Annotated in this window: 12 protein-coding genes; 4 read left to right on the top strand and 8 right to left on the bottom strand. The window is 72.0% G+C overall.

The genetic code is table 11. The annotated features are described in order from the left end of the window. Window positions 1-6 precede the first annotated feature (6 nt). Genes ACWCO8_RS07530 through ACWCO8_RS07515 form a run of 4 tightly spaced genes read right to left on the bottom strand, consistent with a single transcriptional unit; the run spans window position 7 to window position 4,344 of the window. Window positions 7-1,353 carry an STM4012 family radical SAM protein gene (locus tag ACWCO8_RS07530; RefSeq protein ID WP_451031404.1) on the bottom strand — a complete coding sequence of 449 codons (1,347 nt, stop codon included), beginning with the start codon at window positions 1,351-1,353 and terminating at the stop codon, window positions 7-9. Next, complete coding sequence (locus ACWCO8_RS07525; protein WP_451031403.1) at window positions 1,350-2,165, bottom strand: STM4013/SEN3800 family hydrolase; 816 nt, start codon at window positions 2,163-2,165, stop codon at window positions 1,350-1,352. Before ACWCO8_RS07525 ends, ACWCO8_RS07530 begins: the two co-directional genes overlap by 4 nt. Window positions 2,166-2,188: 23 nt before the next feature. Further along, window positions 2,189-3,385, bottom strand: a complete 1,197-nt coding sequence (locus ACWCO8_RS07520) for an STM4014 family protein (RefSeq protein ID WP_451031402.1) — start codon at window positions 3,383-3,385, stop codon at window positions 2,189-2,191. Further along, entirely contained in the window at window positions 3,382-4,344 is a 963-nt protein-coding gene (locus tag ACWCO8_RS07515) for an STM4015 family protein (RefSeq protein WP_451031401.1), read from the bottom strand. The genes ACWCO8_RS07520 and ACWCO8_RS07515 overlap by 4 nt, the downstream gene beginning before the upstream one ends. 202 nt (window positions 4,345-4,546) lie before the next feature. Between ACWCO8_RS07515 and ACWCO8_RS07510 the strand changes: the two genes are divergently transcribed. Together ACWCO8_RS07510 and ACWCO8_RS07505 are read left to right on the top strand one after the other, a co-directional pair. Continuing rightward, a complete protein-coding gene (locus ACWCO8_RS07510) occupies window positions 4,547-4,873 on the top strand; it encodes a hypothetical protein (protein ID WP_451031400.1) in 327 nt (108 codons plus the stop codon). Between the two features lie 35 nt (window positions 4,874-4,908). Further along, a complete protein-coding gene (locus ACWCO8_RS07505; protein ID WP_451031399.1) occupies window positions 4,909-5,925 on the top strand; it encodes a DUF6745 domain-containing protein in 1,017 nt (338 codons plus the stop codon). Window positions 5,926-6,005: 80 nt separating this feature from the next. Here ACWCO8_RS07505 and ACWCO8_RS07500 read toward each other — a convergent pair whose 3' ends face one another. Both ACWCO8_RS07500 and ACWCO8_RS07495 read right to left on the bottom strand, forming a co-directional pair. Further along, on the bottom strand, window positions 6,006-6,635 hold the full coding sequence (locus ACWCO8_RS07500; protein WP_451031398.1) for a TetR/AcrR family transcriptional regulator: 630 nt from the start codon (window positions 6,633-6,635) through the stop codon (window positions 6,006-6,008). 90 nt (window positions 6,636-6,725) lie between these two features. Further along, window positions 6,726-7,904, bottom strand: a complete 1,179-nt coding sequence (locus ACWCO8_RS07495) for a Glu/Leu/Phe/Val dehydrogenase dimerization domain-containing protein (protein ID WP_451031397.1) — start codon at window positions 7,902-7,904, stop codon at window positions 6,726-6,728. 134 nt (window positions 7,905-8,038) lie between these two features. Between ACWCO8_RS07495 and ACWCO8_RS07490 the strand changes: the two genes are divergently transcribed. Beyond that, entirely contained in the window at window positions 8,039-9,238 is a 1,200-nt protein-coding gene (locus ACWCO8_RS07490; RefSeq protein WP_451031396.1) for an MBL fold metallo-hydrolase, read from the top strand. A gap of 78 nt (window positions 9,239-9,316) precedes the next feature. Here ACWCO8_RS07490 and ACWCO8_RS07485 read toward each other — a convergent pair whose 3' ends face one another. Then, entirely contained in the window at window positions 9,317-11,659 is a 2,343-nt protein-coding gene (locus ACWCO8_RS07485) for an FG-GAP repeat domain-containing protein (RefSeq protein ID WP_451031395.1), read from the bottom strand. A gap of 476 nt (window positions 11,660-12,135) precedes the next feature. On the opposite strand from ACWCO8_RS07485, the gene ACWCO8_RS07480 reads away from it, so the two are divergent. Further along, window positions 12,136-13,602, top strand: coding sequence for a membrane-associated oxidoreductase (locus ACWCO8_RS07480; RefSeq protein ID WP_451031394.1), 1,467 nt, complete (start codon window positions 12,136-12,138; stop codon window positions 13,600-13,602). A gap of 155 nt (window positions 13,603-13,757) precedes the next feature. Here the strand turns inward: ACWCO8_RS07480 and ACWCO8_RS07475 are convergent, their stop codons facing one another. Next, window positions 13,758-14,264 (bottom strand): DUF2199 domain-containing protein, encoded by a 507-nt coding sequence (locus ACWCO8_RS07475; protein WP_451031393.1) that lies wholly within the window; start codon window positions 14,262-14,264, stop codon window positions 13,758-13,760. Between the last annotated feature and the right edge of the window lie 136 nt (window positions 14,265-14,400).

The following is a 14,400-nucleotide window of genomic DNA, read 5'->3' as shown; positions in this document are numbered from 1 at the left end:
GCGCCCCTACTTCGGCTCGTAGGCGGCCATCGCTGCCCGGACCGCGGGGGAGAAGAGCGCGGGGCCGAGCGCGTCCGAGTGCGCGAGGCCCTCGGCGGAGAGCCGCAGCAGCCCGGCGGGCGCCGCCCGGTCCAGCCAGCCCAGCGCCTCGAACCGGCCCAGCTCGTCGGGGAAGTCCGCGAACGGCGAAGCGCCGAACCGCTCCTCGTACTCCCCGGTCGGCATGCCCCGGGCCTGGAGGAGGGACTGGAGCAGATGGCGGCGGCGCGCCTCGTCCGCGTCGACCCACCGGCCCACCCGCGCCCGGCCGAAGTCCTCCGTCGCCGTGTAGTCGTCGATGATCGCGCGGATCTCCCGCATCTCGACGGCGTAGTCGAAGGAGTAGTGCAGCGCCGAGGTGTACGAGCGGGCCCCGCAGCCCAGGCCGATCATGCCGTCGGTCTGGCAGGCGTAGTCGTCGGCGCCCTGCGGCGGGGCGTCCGCCCGACGGAACATGCGCATCGACACCTGCTCGTAGCCCCGGGCGAGCAGATGGTCCCGGCCGTGGCGGTAGAGCCGCAGCCGCTGCTCGTCCCAGTCGCGGTCGGCGGTCGCCGAGAGCCGGCCGAGGCCGGTGAGGGGACGGACGTACAGCGGGTAGAGGTAGAGCTCCTCGGGGTGCCAGGCGAGGGCGGCGTCGAGCGACTGGGTCCAGGTCCGCTCGGTCTGGCCGTCGATGCCGTAGATCAGGTCGATGTTGAGGACGGGGACGCCGGTCTCGCGGATCCGGCCGAGCGCGGCCTCGACCTCGGCGCGGCGCTGCGGACGCACGGCGGCGCGGGCCTCCGCCTCCACGAAGGACTGCACGCCGATGCTGAGCCGGGTGGCCCCGCGCTCGGCGAGGACCGCGAGCCGGTCGGCGGTCGCGGTCGAAGGCGAGGTCTCGACGGAGAGGGGGACGGCGCGCAGGTCGACGCCCATCCGCTTCTCGGCGATGTCGCAGAGCCGCTCCAGCTCGTCGGCGGTGAGGAAGGTGGGGGTGCCGCCGCCGAAGGCGGCCGTGGCGAAGCGGACGGGCTCGGCGCCGGGTACGTCGCCGGCGGCGAGCGCTTCGCGGACGGTGGTCGCCTGGCGGTCGAGGGCGTCGAGGTAGCGGGTCGTCAGCTCGTCCGGGGCGCCGATCCGGGTGAAGAGGTTGCAGAAGCCGCAGCGGACCTCGCAGAACGGTATGTGGGCGTAGAGGGAGAGCGCGTCCTTCGGCTCGTCCCGCCAGAGCGCGGCGAGGGAGGGCGCCGGTTCGGGGAGCGGGCGGTACGCCGTCTTGTGCGGGTAGGCGTAGACGTAACTCTCGTACGGTCGCGGCGACTCGGTCATGCGCGCGCCTCCGGGCCTTCGAGCACGAACTGGGCGTACGGGACGGTCCAGACGACCTCGTGGCCGAGCCGGTGACCGGTGAAGCCGTCCTCTCCGTACGCGGTGCCGTGGTCCGAGCAGACGATCGCGAAGCAGGGGCGGCGGCTGCTCATGGCGGCGAAGAGGCGGCCGATGTGCCGGTCCACGTACTCCAGCGCCGCCGCGTGCGAGGCGCGCGTGTCGCCGGACTCCCGGGTCGCGCCGGGGAGATGGAACCAGTTGGGCTGGTGCAGCGCGGAGACGTTCACGAAGAGGAAGAGCCGCTGCTCGGCGGGGAGCGCGGCGACGATCTCCTCGGCTCTGGTCACCTGGGACTCGAAGGAGGTGGGGGAGGCGACGCCGAAGGCGGGCTCCCAGTGGCTCTCCTCGAAGAGCCCCGGCAGGACCGAGCCGAGCGGGCCCTGCCCGTTGAAGAACCCGACCCCGCCGACGCACGCGGTGCGGTACCCCTTCTTGGCGAGGCCGGCGACGAGGTCGGGGGTGTCGTACACGAACGTGCCGTCGGCGGTGGTCTCGCTGCCCGCGAACCGTGCGGCGAAGAGCCGGGAGTGCGGACCGGGGGTGGCCGGGGTCGGCAGGAACCCGGCGAAGATCGCCTGGTGGGAGGCGTACGTGAAGCTCCCGGGGGCGTGTCGGCGCTCCCAGCGGCCGCCCGGGAGGTGCCGGGCCAGGTTCGGGATGCGGCCCGCGGCGGCGAGTTCGGCGGCCACGTCGTGCCGGAGGGTGTCGAGCGTGACCAGGAGGAGGTCGTGGCTGCCCACGATCTCGTTCATGTCGGGTGAGTGGTCCTGCCGGTTCACGTGGTGCTCGTTCCTGTGGTGCTTGTGCGGGTGGTGCGGGTGCGGCTCTTGCCGTTGAGGAGCGCGGCGACCTGGGCTGCGTAGGTGTCCAGGCCCTCGGCGCCGCTGCCCGGCAGGCCGGTGAGGCCGGGGAGGAGGTCGCCGAAGGCGTTGACCTCGCCGACGGCGAAGCGCCGCCAGCCGACGGCCGGCAGCAGGTCGATCCCGACGCATCGCGTGCCGGGGAAGGCGTCGGCGGCCCGCTCGCACACCTCCAGGGCGTCCGTCCAGCGTCCGCCCGCCGCCGAGACGGCCGCGCGCACGGCGCCCAGGTCGCCCCGGGCGCCGCCGAGATGGAGGTTGGTCATGGGGGAGCGGCTGGTCCGCACGACGGCGTGGGTCGCGCGCCCGTCGATCACGACCACCCGCAGATCGGCCGCCCGGCCGTGCTGCACCGCCTTGGGCAGCCAGCGCTCGATGTGCAACCCGTCGGGGGCGAGCGCGTCCACGATCGCGGCGACCTCGTACTCCGTCGTGTAGCGGCGCACCCGGAGGGAGTTGAAGAGGCGTCCGTCCGGGGCGCGTTCCACGGAGGTGGTGGCCTGGACGCGTCCGGTGCCGTTCGTCTCGACGGCCAGGACACCTGACGCGGACGAGCCGTGCGCGAGCTTCACGAAGACCCGGGGCAGTTCGGCGGCCGCCATGAGGGAACGGACGTCCGCCCAGTCCCGTACGGGCGGGCCGGCCGCCCCGGACGTCGGCGAGTCCGGCACCGGGACCCCGGCCGCGCGCAGCCGGGCGTGGGCGAGCCGCTTGTCGAAGAGCACCGCGGGCTCGGTGGGGTCGTCGACCAGGACCGCCCCCGCGTCGCCGACGGTACGGGCGAGCCGCGCCGTGGCGGCTGTGAACGCCGCGTACCAGCGGGCCGTTCCCTCGACCCGCGTCGGGTCGTCCGTGCCGCGCAGCAGCCGCTCGACCTCGGGGTCCTCGCCCGGCGACTCGAGCCGTACCGTCTCGCCCGGGTGGAACCGTCCCCCGCCCCGCAGCACGTCGAGCCAGGGCTCGACCCGCGCCTCGGGCAGCCCGGCCGCCCGCACCGCGTCACGGAAGTACCCGACCCGGCGGTTGCCCGGGTTGCCGACGACGACGAGCCGCGGGCGCGCGGGGGACGGGTCCGTGAGAGGCGTGTGTGCCGGGGGCGGGGGAGAGGTCATTCGGCGACCGCGCAGTACCGGAAGACCTCGCCGTCACCGTCGTCCTCGGGCTCCTGCGCGTCGCCGACGTCGACCGTCACCCCGTAGGGGGTGAGGGCGTCGACGATCCGCTCGCTCATCTTCTCGCTGAGGTAGTGGTGGGAGAGGTCGAGGTGCGTGAGGTGGGTGAGCGGCTGGCCCATGAGCAGCGCCTCGGCGCCCTCGTCGGTGAGCGTGCCCATCGACAGGTCGAGCCGGTCGAGCCGGGCGACCACCGGGGCGCCCGCCACGGCGGCGGCGATCTCGTCCTGGAGGACGCTGTTGCGCAGCGCGAGATCGCGCAGGGCGGGGAAGCCGGTGCCGGCGAGCACCGGTGCCAGGTCGTCGATCGTGGCATCGCCGCCGTATTCGTCCGTGCCGAGCCAGAGGTCCAGCTTCTCCAGCGCGGGCAGGTCGCTGCCCGCGATGCCGCGCACGACGTTGGCGCCGAGACCGCCCGTCTCCACCACGAGGGCGCGCAGTTCGGTGTGCCGGACGGCGGGGAAGGCGAGTTCCGTGCCGCCGCGCACGCCCAGCTCCCGCAGGCGGGGGTAGGCGGTGAGGAGCGGTGTCACGTCGGACTGCTGGATCCAGGAGATCTCGCAGTCCTCGAAGGTCATGTCCCCGAGGAACAGCGCCTCCAGGGAGGTGAGCCGGTCCTCGGCGGCCGCGACCAGCGCGGTGACGATCGGCGCGGACGAGGAGTCGTACGCCTCGTCCCAGCCGCCGACGACCAGCGCGCGGACCTGGTGGGTGTCGACGCCGGCGAGGAACCGGGTGAAGACCTGCTCCCACTGCTCGTCGTCCGGTCCGCAGTACGTCGGGCCGGAGACGCGCCAGGCCACGGAGGCCGGGTCCGGCAGTTCCACGACGGCGTCACGGTCCGGGAAGTCGAACACGGGCAGGCCGTGGAACTCCTGCATATCTCCCGAGATGGTCATGAATGCTCCAGACACCGGACGGCGTTTGATCTGCTGACGCGAGCAGTTGTACCAACCCCCGCTGACAACGCGGGGCGCGGGGGCGGTCGGAGGCCGTTGCCGAGGTCGTCGTCGAGCCCGCTGTCGAGGTCGTTGTCAGTGGCTCCCTCTAGCGTCGAATGCGTGGTCGACACAGACCGTGCCCACCACCGAGGGGAGAGCCATGTACCGGCAGGGAGACGTGCTGATCGTGCCCGTCACGGAGACGGCGGTGCCCGCGCACGCCAAGGACGCGGCGGGGGAGCCGAGGGATGCCAGGGGGCGGCTGGTCCTCGCGCTCGGCGAGGTCACCGGACACGCCCACGCGATCCCGGGGCCCGGACGACTGGTGCGCGAGCCCGGACCGTTCGGCCCGTTCCTGCTCGAACTGCCCACGGGCGGCCGGGTGGTGCACGAGGAGCACGCCCCGATCCCGCTGCCGAAGGGCTGGTACCGGGTGGTGCGGCAGCGGGAGTACACACCGGGCGCGTACCGGATCGTCGCGGACTGACACAGAGACCTTCGCAATTACCGACAGGGGGAGAGATGAACGGGACACCGATGACGGTGGACAAGTGGCGGGCCGTCGCGGCCGCCACCGGAGCGGCCGACCGGGCGGCGGCGGAGGCGGGGGTACGGCTCGCGTACGCCACGGCCGGGCTCGCGGCGCCGGAGCGGATCGTCTGGGCGGCCTCGCCCCGGGCGGCGGTCGCGCTCGTGCGCGGACTGACCGACGCGGGCGCCTCGGTACGGGACGAGGTCCGCACCCGGCCTTGGGCGGAGGAGCGCCGCAGGGTCCACGACGAGCTAGGCCCCCGGGGCTGGACGGCGCTGTGGTCGAGCACCGGGGCGCCGCTCTGGGACACCACGCGGGCCCTCGTGGACCGGATACGGGCGGCGGTGGTGGACGAACTCGGCCCGTCAGGTGAGGACGAGGCCGCCGCCCTGCGGCTCGTGCTGCTCGACGCGGTCCTGGGCCAGCACGACGCGGCCTGGCTCGCGGCCTTCGACGGGCGGGGCGAGCGCCTCGCCGGGCTCACGGCGGTCGCCGAGAACGCGGGCTGGTGGTGGCCGTACGAGAAGGTCGCCGTCGTGTGCGAACGGCCCGTCGAACTGCACAGGGACGAGGCCGGCCGGCTCGACCGCGGCGACGGCCCGGCCCTGGCCTACGGCGACGGCTTCGCGCTGCACGCCTGGCGGGGCATGGCCGTGCCTGCGGAGTTCCTCGCCGAACTCGGCGGGCTCACCCCGGAGCGCATACGGTCCGAGGAGAACGCCGAACTGCGCCGCGTGATGCTGGAGTTCTACGGCTACGAGCGCTACCTCGCCGAGTCCGGCGCGCAGCCGGTGGCCCGGGACGAGACGGGCGTGCTCTGGCGGATCGAGCTCGTGGACGACGAGGACGTGGTCATGGTCGAGGTGGTCAACTCGACGCCGGAGCCGGACGGGACCTTCCGCACGTACTGGCTGCGGGTGCCGCCCCGGACGAGGACGGCTCGCGAGGGCGTCGCGTGGACGTTCGGGCTTGCGGAGTCGGCGTATGAGCCGTTGGTGCAGACGTGAGGGGGTGAGGGTGGTGCCGTGGGCGGGCGACGGGCGGTCGTGGCTCGTTGGGTGAAGGCTCTACGCCGTCAGTGGGGGTTCTACGCCGTCGCCGGTGGACTAGGCGACGCGTCCAGGTACGGGAGGCCGAGCTCGCGGGCCAGGGCGGCGTCGGCCCACTCCAGCATGGCGGCGCGGGAGAGGGAGCCGGCGTACGACGTCATCTGCACGGCGAGCCCGTCCAGGAAGGCGGTCAGCCGCCAGGCGGCGGCCGCCGGGTCGGCGCACGGGAACTCGCCGGCCGCCGCGCCCTCGGCGATCACCCGGGTCAGGGCCGCCTTCCACTGCTGGTCGAGCGCCCCGGCGACCTCGCGGAGCGCCGGTTCGCGCAGGCAGGCCGCCCAGCCCTCGATCCAGAGCCGCCAGCCCTTGGCCTGCCCGGTCGGCGCGTACCACCGGACGGCCGCCCGCAGGCGGCGCAGAGCGGTGGTCCGGCGCCCCAGGAGCCTGCGCAGATGTTCGAGGTCGGCCTCGGCGGCGTACGCGAACGCCTCCGCGACGAGCTTCTCCTTGGTCGAGAAGTGGTAGAGCACGAGCGCGTTGCTGACCCCGAGGGCGCTGGCGACATCGGCGATCCGGACGGCCGCCACGCCCCGTTCCTCGATCTGCTCGACGGCGGCACGGAGCAGCTCGTCCCGCCGCTCCGCCACGCTCAACCGCACTCTCGCCACGGCGGCAGCCTACACAGACCATGCCAGGGACATGATCATCTTCGCGCCGGGCCGGGGTGGCGTCCGGGCCGCACCCTTGCCGGTCCCCGCTCAGTACCAGCCGTACCGCTCCGCGATCTCCGGCAGCCGCTCCTCGACCAGCGCGTGGGCCGCGGCGCGCGGCGCGGAGCCGTCCGTGTCCGCCCGGTCGAGCATCCGGCCGACCAGGGCGCGCATGGCCTCGCGGATGTGGGCGAAGGCCTCGTCCGGGTCGGCGCCGATGTCGCCGAAGAGGGTCCACCACCACCAGGCGTTGGTGGCGGAGTTCACCACGACGTCGGGCAGGACCGTGATCCCGCGGGCGAGGAGGAGCTGTTCCGCGTCGGCGAGGACGGGCATGTTGGCCGCTTCGACGATCCAGCGGGCGGTGATCCTCGCCTGGTTCCGGGTGTCGATGGCGTACGAGACGGCGGCCGGGACCAGCACCTCCGCGTCGACGGCGAGCCAGGCGTCGCCGGGCTCCTCACGGTCCCCGGGCCGCAGCGCGGCGCGGTCCACGGTGCCGTGCGCGTCGCGCGCGGCCAGGAGCGCCTCGACGTCCAGGCCGTCCGGGTTGGTGATCGTGCCCCGTACGTCGGCCACCGCCACGATCGTGAGTCCGGCCCGGGCCAGGAAGCGGGCCGTGGCCCCGCCCATGGTCCCGAAGCCCTGCACGGAGACCCGGGTGCCGGCGTACGGCCTGCCGGCCCGCTCCAGGGCCACCAGGACCGACTCGGCGACCCCGCAGCCGCCCGCCAGCTCGTCGAGGCCGATTCCGTCCACCTCGGTCTCGAACGCGTCCGCGAGCCTGCGGCGGGCCCGCGCCTCGTCGTCCAGGAGGGGGTAGACGGCCTGGATCGAGGAGACGAGCCCCGCCTCGGCCGCCGCCCTGTCGACCAGGTCCTGGGTCAGGCCGAGGTCCTCGCCGGTGGTCCAGAAGCGTTCGATGTAGGGGCGCATCGCCCGCAGGTAGCGGACCAGGACGCCGTACGCCTCGGGCGAGCGGGGATCGCAGTCGATGCCGCCCTTGGCGCCGCCCAGGGGGACGTACCGGCTCTTCGGGTCGTAGTGCAGGGCCTCCTTCATGGTCATCCCGCGCGCGAGCCCGGCCACCTCCGCCGCCGTGCAGCCCTCACGCATCCGCAGCCCACCGCTGCACACGCCACGCACCAGCCGGTCGATCACCAGATGACCCTGTCGCCCGGTGACGGGATCCGACCAGGTCAGCGAGATCAGAGGGGCGGTAGTCATGGGGGTTCTCCGAGGGGATGCGGCGAGGGATCCGGCGAGGGCGCTACTGAATGACGGTTCAGTATCGCGCATGCTCCGGCCGAGAGCGGCGCGGGCCGACCATAATGGAACGACCCCGACCATCAGGAGGACCCGTGACCGGCACCGGCTCCGACCATTCGCTGCGGGCCAGGCTGCGCGCCCTGCGGCCCGAGGCCTTCGGCGCGGATCCCGCCGGCGAGCGCCTGGAGCGCATCCGCCGCTCGCCGAACTTCGCGGACGGCGTCTTCCAGAACCCCGTGGCCGCCCGGCACAGGCCCACCGGCTCGACGGTCGAGTTCGCGAAGATCTACTTCCAGAAGGAGGCCCGGGCGCGCCGGGCCCCCACGGGCACGATCCCCGTCCACGCCACCACCCTGGCCGATCTCGCCAAGCCGCCGGTCTCGGGCCTCCGGATCACCTGGATGGGGCACTCCAGCGTCCTCGCGGAGATCGACGGCCGACGGGTCCTCTTCGACCCGGTCTGGGGCGACCGCTGCTCGCCCTTCGCCTTCGCCGGCCCCAAGCGCCTGCACCCGGTGCCGCTGCCGCTCGCCGCGCTCGGCCCGGTCGACGTGGTCGTGATCTCCCACGACCACTACGACCACCTCGACCTGCCCACGATCAAGGCGCTGGCGGGTACGGACACCGTCTTCGCCGTACCGCTGGGCGTCGGCGCCCACCTGGAGCGCTGGGGAGTGCCGGCCTCGCGGCTGCGCGAGCTGGACTGGAACGAGTCCACCGAGATCGGCGACCTCCGGCTGACCGCGACCCCCGCCCGCCACTTCTGCGGCCGGGGCCTGCGCAACACCCAGCACACCCTCTGGGCGTCCTGGGTCGTCACGGGCCCCGAGCACCGGATCTACCACAGCGGCGACACCGGCTACTTCCCCGGCTTCGCGGAGATCGGCGCCGCGCACGGCCCCTTCGACGCGACCATGATCCAGATCGGCGCGTACAGCGAGTACTGGCCGGACATCCACATGACCCCCGCCGAGGGCGTCCAGGCCCACCTGGACCTCCAGGGCGGCCGCCCCCACGGCGTCCTCCTCCCGATCCACTGGGGCACCTTCAACCTGGCCCCGCACGCCTGGGCGGAACCGGGCGAGTGGACGACCGACGCGGCCGCGGAGGTCGGCCAGGCAGTGGCGGCCCCCCGCCCCGGCGAGCCGTTCGAGCCCGGCGACAAGCTGCCCGAGGACCCGTGGTGGCGAGCCGTCTCCCAGCCGCTCACCCGACCGTGGCGCCGCCCGGGCCGTGCCGAGGTCGCGACGGAGCCGCGCAGCGACGATCTCGACCTCGCGGGCGAGCGGTAACGCCCTCCGCGGAGCTGATGCGGCCACAGGCTGGAGCACCGATGCCCACCAGCCGTGGCCGCAAGCCCGCCAGGGAGCTCAGAACACCTCGTTGTAGCCGGACACTTCGGCGAATACCTGCCCGTAGGCGGCCGGTTTGAAGGGGGCGCGCCAGTCGCCCGTGCCGGCGTACAGGTACGTTGCCGATCCTCTGCGTGCCACGAGGTCCGCTCGGCCGTCCCGGTTGGCGTCTCCGATGCCGATGAGGTGGGCGTACTGGTTCCAGCCGGCGCCGATCCTGGCGCGGGTGGCGAAGGTGCCGTCGCCCTTGCCGAGGTAGAGCCAGAGCACGCCGTCCTTGTCACGGGCGACGAGGTCACCGGCCGGGGCGCCGGCGATGTCGCCGACAGCGGTGAGCTGGTTGTAGATGCCCCAGCCACCGCCGATCTTCTTCCGGGGCGCGAAGGGAGCGGCCGCGTTCCCCGTGCCCTTGTACAGGTACAGGTCCCCGGCCTTGTCGGCGGCGACGAGGTCCGCGCGCCCGTCGCCGGTCAGGTCGCTGCCGCCGGCGAGGTGGTTGTAGATCTGCCATCCGTTGCCGACCTTCGCCCTGTCGAGGAGGGGTTGCGACAGGTCGCCGGATCCTTGGTAGAGCCAGAGGGCTCCTGACCTGTCGCGAGCGAGAGTGTCGGCGACGGCTGTGCCGGCGAGGTCGCCGGAGGATTCGAGCTGGTCGTAGATGTGCCATCCCGTGCCGATGGCGTTTCGATGGAGTGCGGTCAGCGACCCGTTCTTGTTGTCGAACGCCTGCGAGGCCCACAGCTTTCCGGACGCGTCGCGGGCGAAGAACTCGGGGTCGATGTTGCCGGTGTAGTCGTGTGCTCCCGGCTTGCGGACGACGGTGAAGCTGCCCGAGGCGCTGACGTCGGGGCCGATGCCGTCGAGAGGCTGTACATGGATTCCCCAGACGTACTCGCCACCGGACGCGGTCAGCCACGGGGCGCTGAAGTTCTCGCCGTGCCAGGTCCAACCGACCGTTTCCGGTCCCAGATCGGGGTAGTCCCCTCCCGGGATCCAGATCCCTTGGTTCGGGAACACGTTGTAGCCCTTTTTGGTGAGGGTGAAGTACACCTTCACGTTCTTGCGAGAGATACGCCAGGTGAAGTCGATGCCTCCCTTCTGGCGGTCGAGATCGATCACGGACGGGACATCGCTGCCTAGGTAGGTGACGGCGGTCGGCTCTCCGGTCGGAGCGACCAACTCCGCTACGGGCATGCCGTCCTCGCCCATCGTGACGCGGTACAGCCCCTCGCCACGATCAGCCGTTCCTCCCCGGACCAGCAACGAACCGTCGGGCCCGGCAACGATCGATGACATGTACTCAAGGAGGTCAAGGCTGTCGGACCCGTCGAGCTTCCGGGCGACAAGCGGTCGCAGCGGGTCCATGCTGTTCGCCTGTCCGAGTACGTACGGGCGGGCGGACAGCAGCCAGTCCCCGACCAGGCCGTACTTGACAAGGCTTCCGCCCGGGAACCTCTGCGTCCGAGTCGTTCCCCGCTCGCCGACGACGATCGACGGACCCGCGTCCTCGTACCAGGCCGTGTGGGTGGCCGACAGCGCTCCCGACACCTCAAGCGTCCCGGAGGTTTCGTACAGGTCGGTGACAGCACCGGTACCGACGTCCACGGCACCTCGGTAGAACGTGCGGGCCCCCACCGGCCCTGCCCCCACGAGAAGAGCGAAGGACGTGGCAGAAACCGTCGTCACGGAGAAGCCCGCGGTGCCGGCGGGCAGCCCGGCCACCGTGCGTTCCTCAAGGACACCATCATTCTTGGTGAGCAGGCGTGCCTCCATCGACCCGTCCGCCTGCTTCACCCCGACCACCAGAGTGGCCCCGACTGCGCCCCGGTAGACGTAGTCCTGGCCCAGCTCATCGAGGTCCACCTCGACAGGGGCCGCACCCGTGGCCATGTCGTGCACCGTCACGACACGGAACTTCGTCACCTCGGTGGGATGGTCCCCCGTCACCACGACATCCGAAGCGCCGCCGCGCAGCGGGCTCGGCGGCAGCACGGTGGAAGTGCCGTCCGCGTAACGGGTCCAGCGCAGCTCCGGGCTCTCGCCACGCGTCCGCGACAGGAAACCGGTGGCGCCTGCACTCACGACATCCGCGTCCAGAGGGAACCGGGCGGTTGTTGCCCGCGGCGTCTCGGCGGCGGCATCGGCCGTGGTCACAGGAACCGGCGCCGCCGTGGCGGGGACCGTGAACAGGGTGCCGCCGGTGGCGGCCAGGACGGCGGTGACGGCAGCGGCCGTGAGACGGCGCCCGGGTATGCGTACGTGCTTCAAGTACTTCCCTCCCCTAGAGAGCAGGAGGCTAACGCCCGTCGTGGCGCCCCTTACCACTGCCCCCAGTGACGCGCGCGCCAAGGTGTTCGACATGGCCTTCCGGTGGGTGGTGGGCGGGCCGGCCTGGGTTGCCGGTCCGGGCGAAATCGACCCGCCTCGGTCTCTTGGTCATGTCCCGCGTCCAGCATGAGGCGGCGGTGTGCGGCGATCGGGGACAGGTCGGCGAAGGGTGGGGGAAAGCCTGCGTGGGAGCGCAGTTGGGCGATCGTGTCCAGCACGGCGTGGCGGAACTGCGGGACGAAAGCCATGTTGTCGTCGCAGGTTCAACACCCGCACGCAAGCAAGTTCGGGGGCGTCGAACCCTCAACCGGAGTGCCTCCAGAAGTGGTGAGCACTGCTGTCCGAGGCCCTCGACGCTGGCTCGAGAGGTGGTGAAGATCTTGATGAACTCGCAGTTGATAAATTGAGGGCCGGGCTCGGTGCCGGCCGAGCGGGACGGGGGGTTCGAGCGGAATGGCGTTCTCTGTGCGGCAAGTGACAGCTCGAACGCAGCACGTCAGAGTCCCGGCGTGAGCGAGACCGACGATCTGACGTCGGCGGAAGCGCGTATATGGCAGGCCTTTCCGCGAGGCGAGTCCGTGGACTTTCGCGCTGCCGAGGACGCGGATCCGGCGCTCGCGAACGCCTGGGGCGCTGAGCGGACCGTGCGGGCGAGTGTGCTGCGGGCACTGCTGATCAAGGCTCCGCAGGAGGAGGGAGAGATCCCCGCGCTCCAGATCACCGGGGCGCGGATCATCGGCGTACTGGACCTGAAACACGCCAGGATCGATGCCGCGATCCGGCTGAGTCACTGCCAATTCGACGGCGTTCCCGACCTGTATGGTGCCCAGCTGCGCGAGCTCGATCTGAGTAAGTCGGTTCTGCCGGGCCTGACCTCGGCGACCTTGAGGGTCGAGGGGGCGCTGCGGATGACGGGCTGCCGTATGCGGGGGCCGGTGCGGCTCGGCGGGGCGCAGATCTCCGGGGCGTTGTTCATGGAGGAGGCGGAGTTCACGGCGCCGGACGACTCCGAGCCGGTGCTACAGCTCAACCAGGCCGTGATCGGTGCCGACCTGTGGGCGCCCGAGATGCGCGCGAACGGACAGGTACGGCTCACCGGCGCTTCCATCGCCGGGCGGATCAACATTCAGGACGCCGAACTCAACCGGCCCGGTGGCACCGCACTGGACGCACAGAACCTCAGCGTGGGAGCCCATGTACGGGCGCGGCGCGTGCGTACGCAGGGCGGGGTCGAGCTCCGGGGCTCGCGCATAGCAGGCCGTCTCGACCTGCTCCACGCTCACCTGTCGCATCGGGGCGGCACGGCACTGCGCGTCAGTAGCTGTGTCATCGGTGAACTCTGGCTGCTCGGTGGCGATCGCATCGAGGGTGCCCTGAATCTGCGGCGTTCTCGCATAGAGATCATGAACGTCGAACCGAAGATGCTGCCGGACCAGGTGTTCATCAGCAATCTCACCTACACCGTACTCACCCCGCACGAGCCCGCCGAGAGGCGTCTTCCGATGCTGGAGCGGGACGGCGACCGTTATGAGCCGTACGGCTACGAGCAGTTGACGGCGGCCTACCGCCACGTCGGTGATGACGACGCGGCCCGACTCGTCCAGCTTGCCAAGCAGCGCCGCCGGCGCACCGCGCTCACCTGGTACGGACGACTGTGGGGGTACCTCCAGGACGGCATCGTCGGCTACGGCTTCCGCCCGTTGCGCGCGGCCGTCTGGTTGCTGTCACTCATGGCCATCGGGTCGATCGCGTACGGCCTGGACCACCCCAGGCCCGTCAAGGCGGGCGAGGGGCCTGCCTTCAACCCCGTCTTCTACACCCTCGACCTGCTCCTGCCGATCATCAGCTTCGGCCAGGAGTCGGCATTCGCCCCCGTCGGCTGGCACCAGTGGTTGTCGTACGCCCTGATCATCACCGGCTGGATCCTGGCGACGACGATCGTCGCGGGCGTGACCCGCACGGTGAGCCGCCAATGACCCGCTCGGCGCCCGTGTCCAGTTCGGGACAGCGGGCCGGCACATCCTTCAGGGCGGCACGGTCCTCCTCGGTCAGGGCCGTGGGGTGACGGGTGAGCCAGCCGGTCACCTGGCGCACCGTCGGCGGCCGGGGCGGCGCGCCCCCAATGAGGCTCTCAGCGTCGGAAGAGCAAGTCTGCGAGGTCCCTCACGCGGCTGGTGGTGATGCCCTCACGCTGCTCGATCGCGAGGGGGTGGTCCGTAGGTTCCACTTCGATCAGTGGGCGCTCACCGACGGCGCGGGTGTGGACATGGGTCTTGAGGAGGAGTGTGGCGTGCGGATAGGCCGGCAGCTCGGTGGACAGCCAGCCGAAGTACGGAGGCTCCTGCTCGCGGGCCGGGTCGTCCCACAGGTCGTGCGCCCGGGCGAAGTTCGCTTCGCTCAAGGAGACCCAGACTCCCCAGGAGAACGTGTCGCCGCTGTCGCGCACCGGTATCTCGATCAGGCCGTGGACGAAGAAGTGCCGGCCCTTGATCACGCATTGGTCGGCGGTCAGCTCACTGTCCCGACGCCGGGAGTACCGAGGCTTCCACGCTGCCGGAGCCGGAGCCCCATAGGACAGCGGCGGGCCGTCCCTGTGTTCTGTGCAGCACGCGCACGCGTGGTGGTGATCAGCAGCCATGGTGCCGAGCCTAACGAGCTGGTCGGACATGTCTTCGGGCGGCAAGGCGGTGGCTGCTGCGGGCCCAGGTTGCCGGATGCGTGGCCTGTTGGGCGTCCAGGACGCCTTGGCGGCTGCTCGATGGAGGGGCGGACCG

It is taken from the genome of Streptomyces sp. NPDC001927 (assembly GCF_053594455.1).
Note: the sequence above shows the minus strand (reverse complement) of the source record. Positions and strands in the feature narration are given on the sequence as shown.

Bases quoted from the DNA above. Each gene is read 5' to 3' on its own strand.
- ACWCO8_RS07505 (WP_451031399.1), top strand. From the start codon at position 4,909: ATGAACGGGACACCGATGACGGTGGACAAGTGGCGGGCCGTCGCGGCC.
- ACWCO8_RS07520 (WP_451031402.1), bottom strand. From the start codon at position 3,385: ATGACCTCTCCCCCGCCCCCGGCACACACGCCTCTCACGGACCCGTCC.
- ACWCO8_RS07475 (WP_451031393.1), bottom strand. From the start codon at position 14,264: ATGGCTGCTGATCACCACCACGCGTGCGCGTGCTGCACAGAACACAGG.
- ACWCO8_RS07530 (WP_451031404.1), bottom strand. From the start codon at position 1,353: ATGACCGAGTCGCCGCGACCGTACGAGAGTTACGTCTACGCCTACCCG.
- ACWCO8_RS07510 (WP_451031400.1), top strand. From the start codon at position 4,547: ATGTACCGGCAGGGAGACGTGCTGATCGTGCCCGTCACGGAGACGGCG.
- ACWCO8_RS07515 (WP_451031401.1), bottom strand. From the start codon at position 4,344: ATGACCATCTCGGGAGATATGCAGGAGTTCCACGGCCTGCCCGTGTTC.
- ACWCO8_RS07495 (WP_451031397.1), bottom strand. From the start codon at position 7,904: ATGACTACCGCCCCTCTGATCTCGCTGACCTGGTCGGATCCCGTCACC.
- ACWCO8_RS07525 (WP_451031403.1), bottom strand. From the start codon at position 2,165: ATGAACGAGATCGTGGGCAGCCACGACCTCCTCCTGGTCACGCTCGAC.
- ACWCO8_RS07485 (WP_451031395.1), bottom strand. From the start codon at position 11,659: ATGTCGAACACCTTGGCGCGCGCGTCACTGGGGGCAGTGGTAAGGGGC.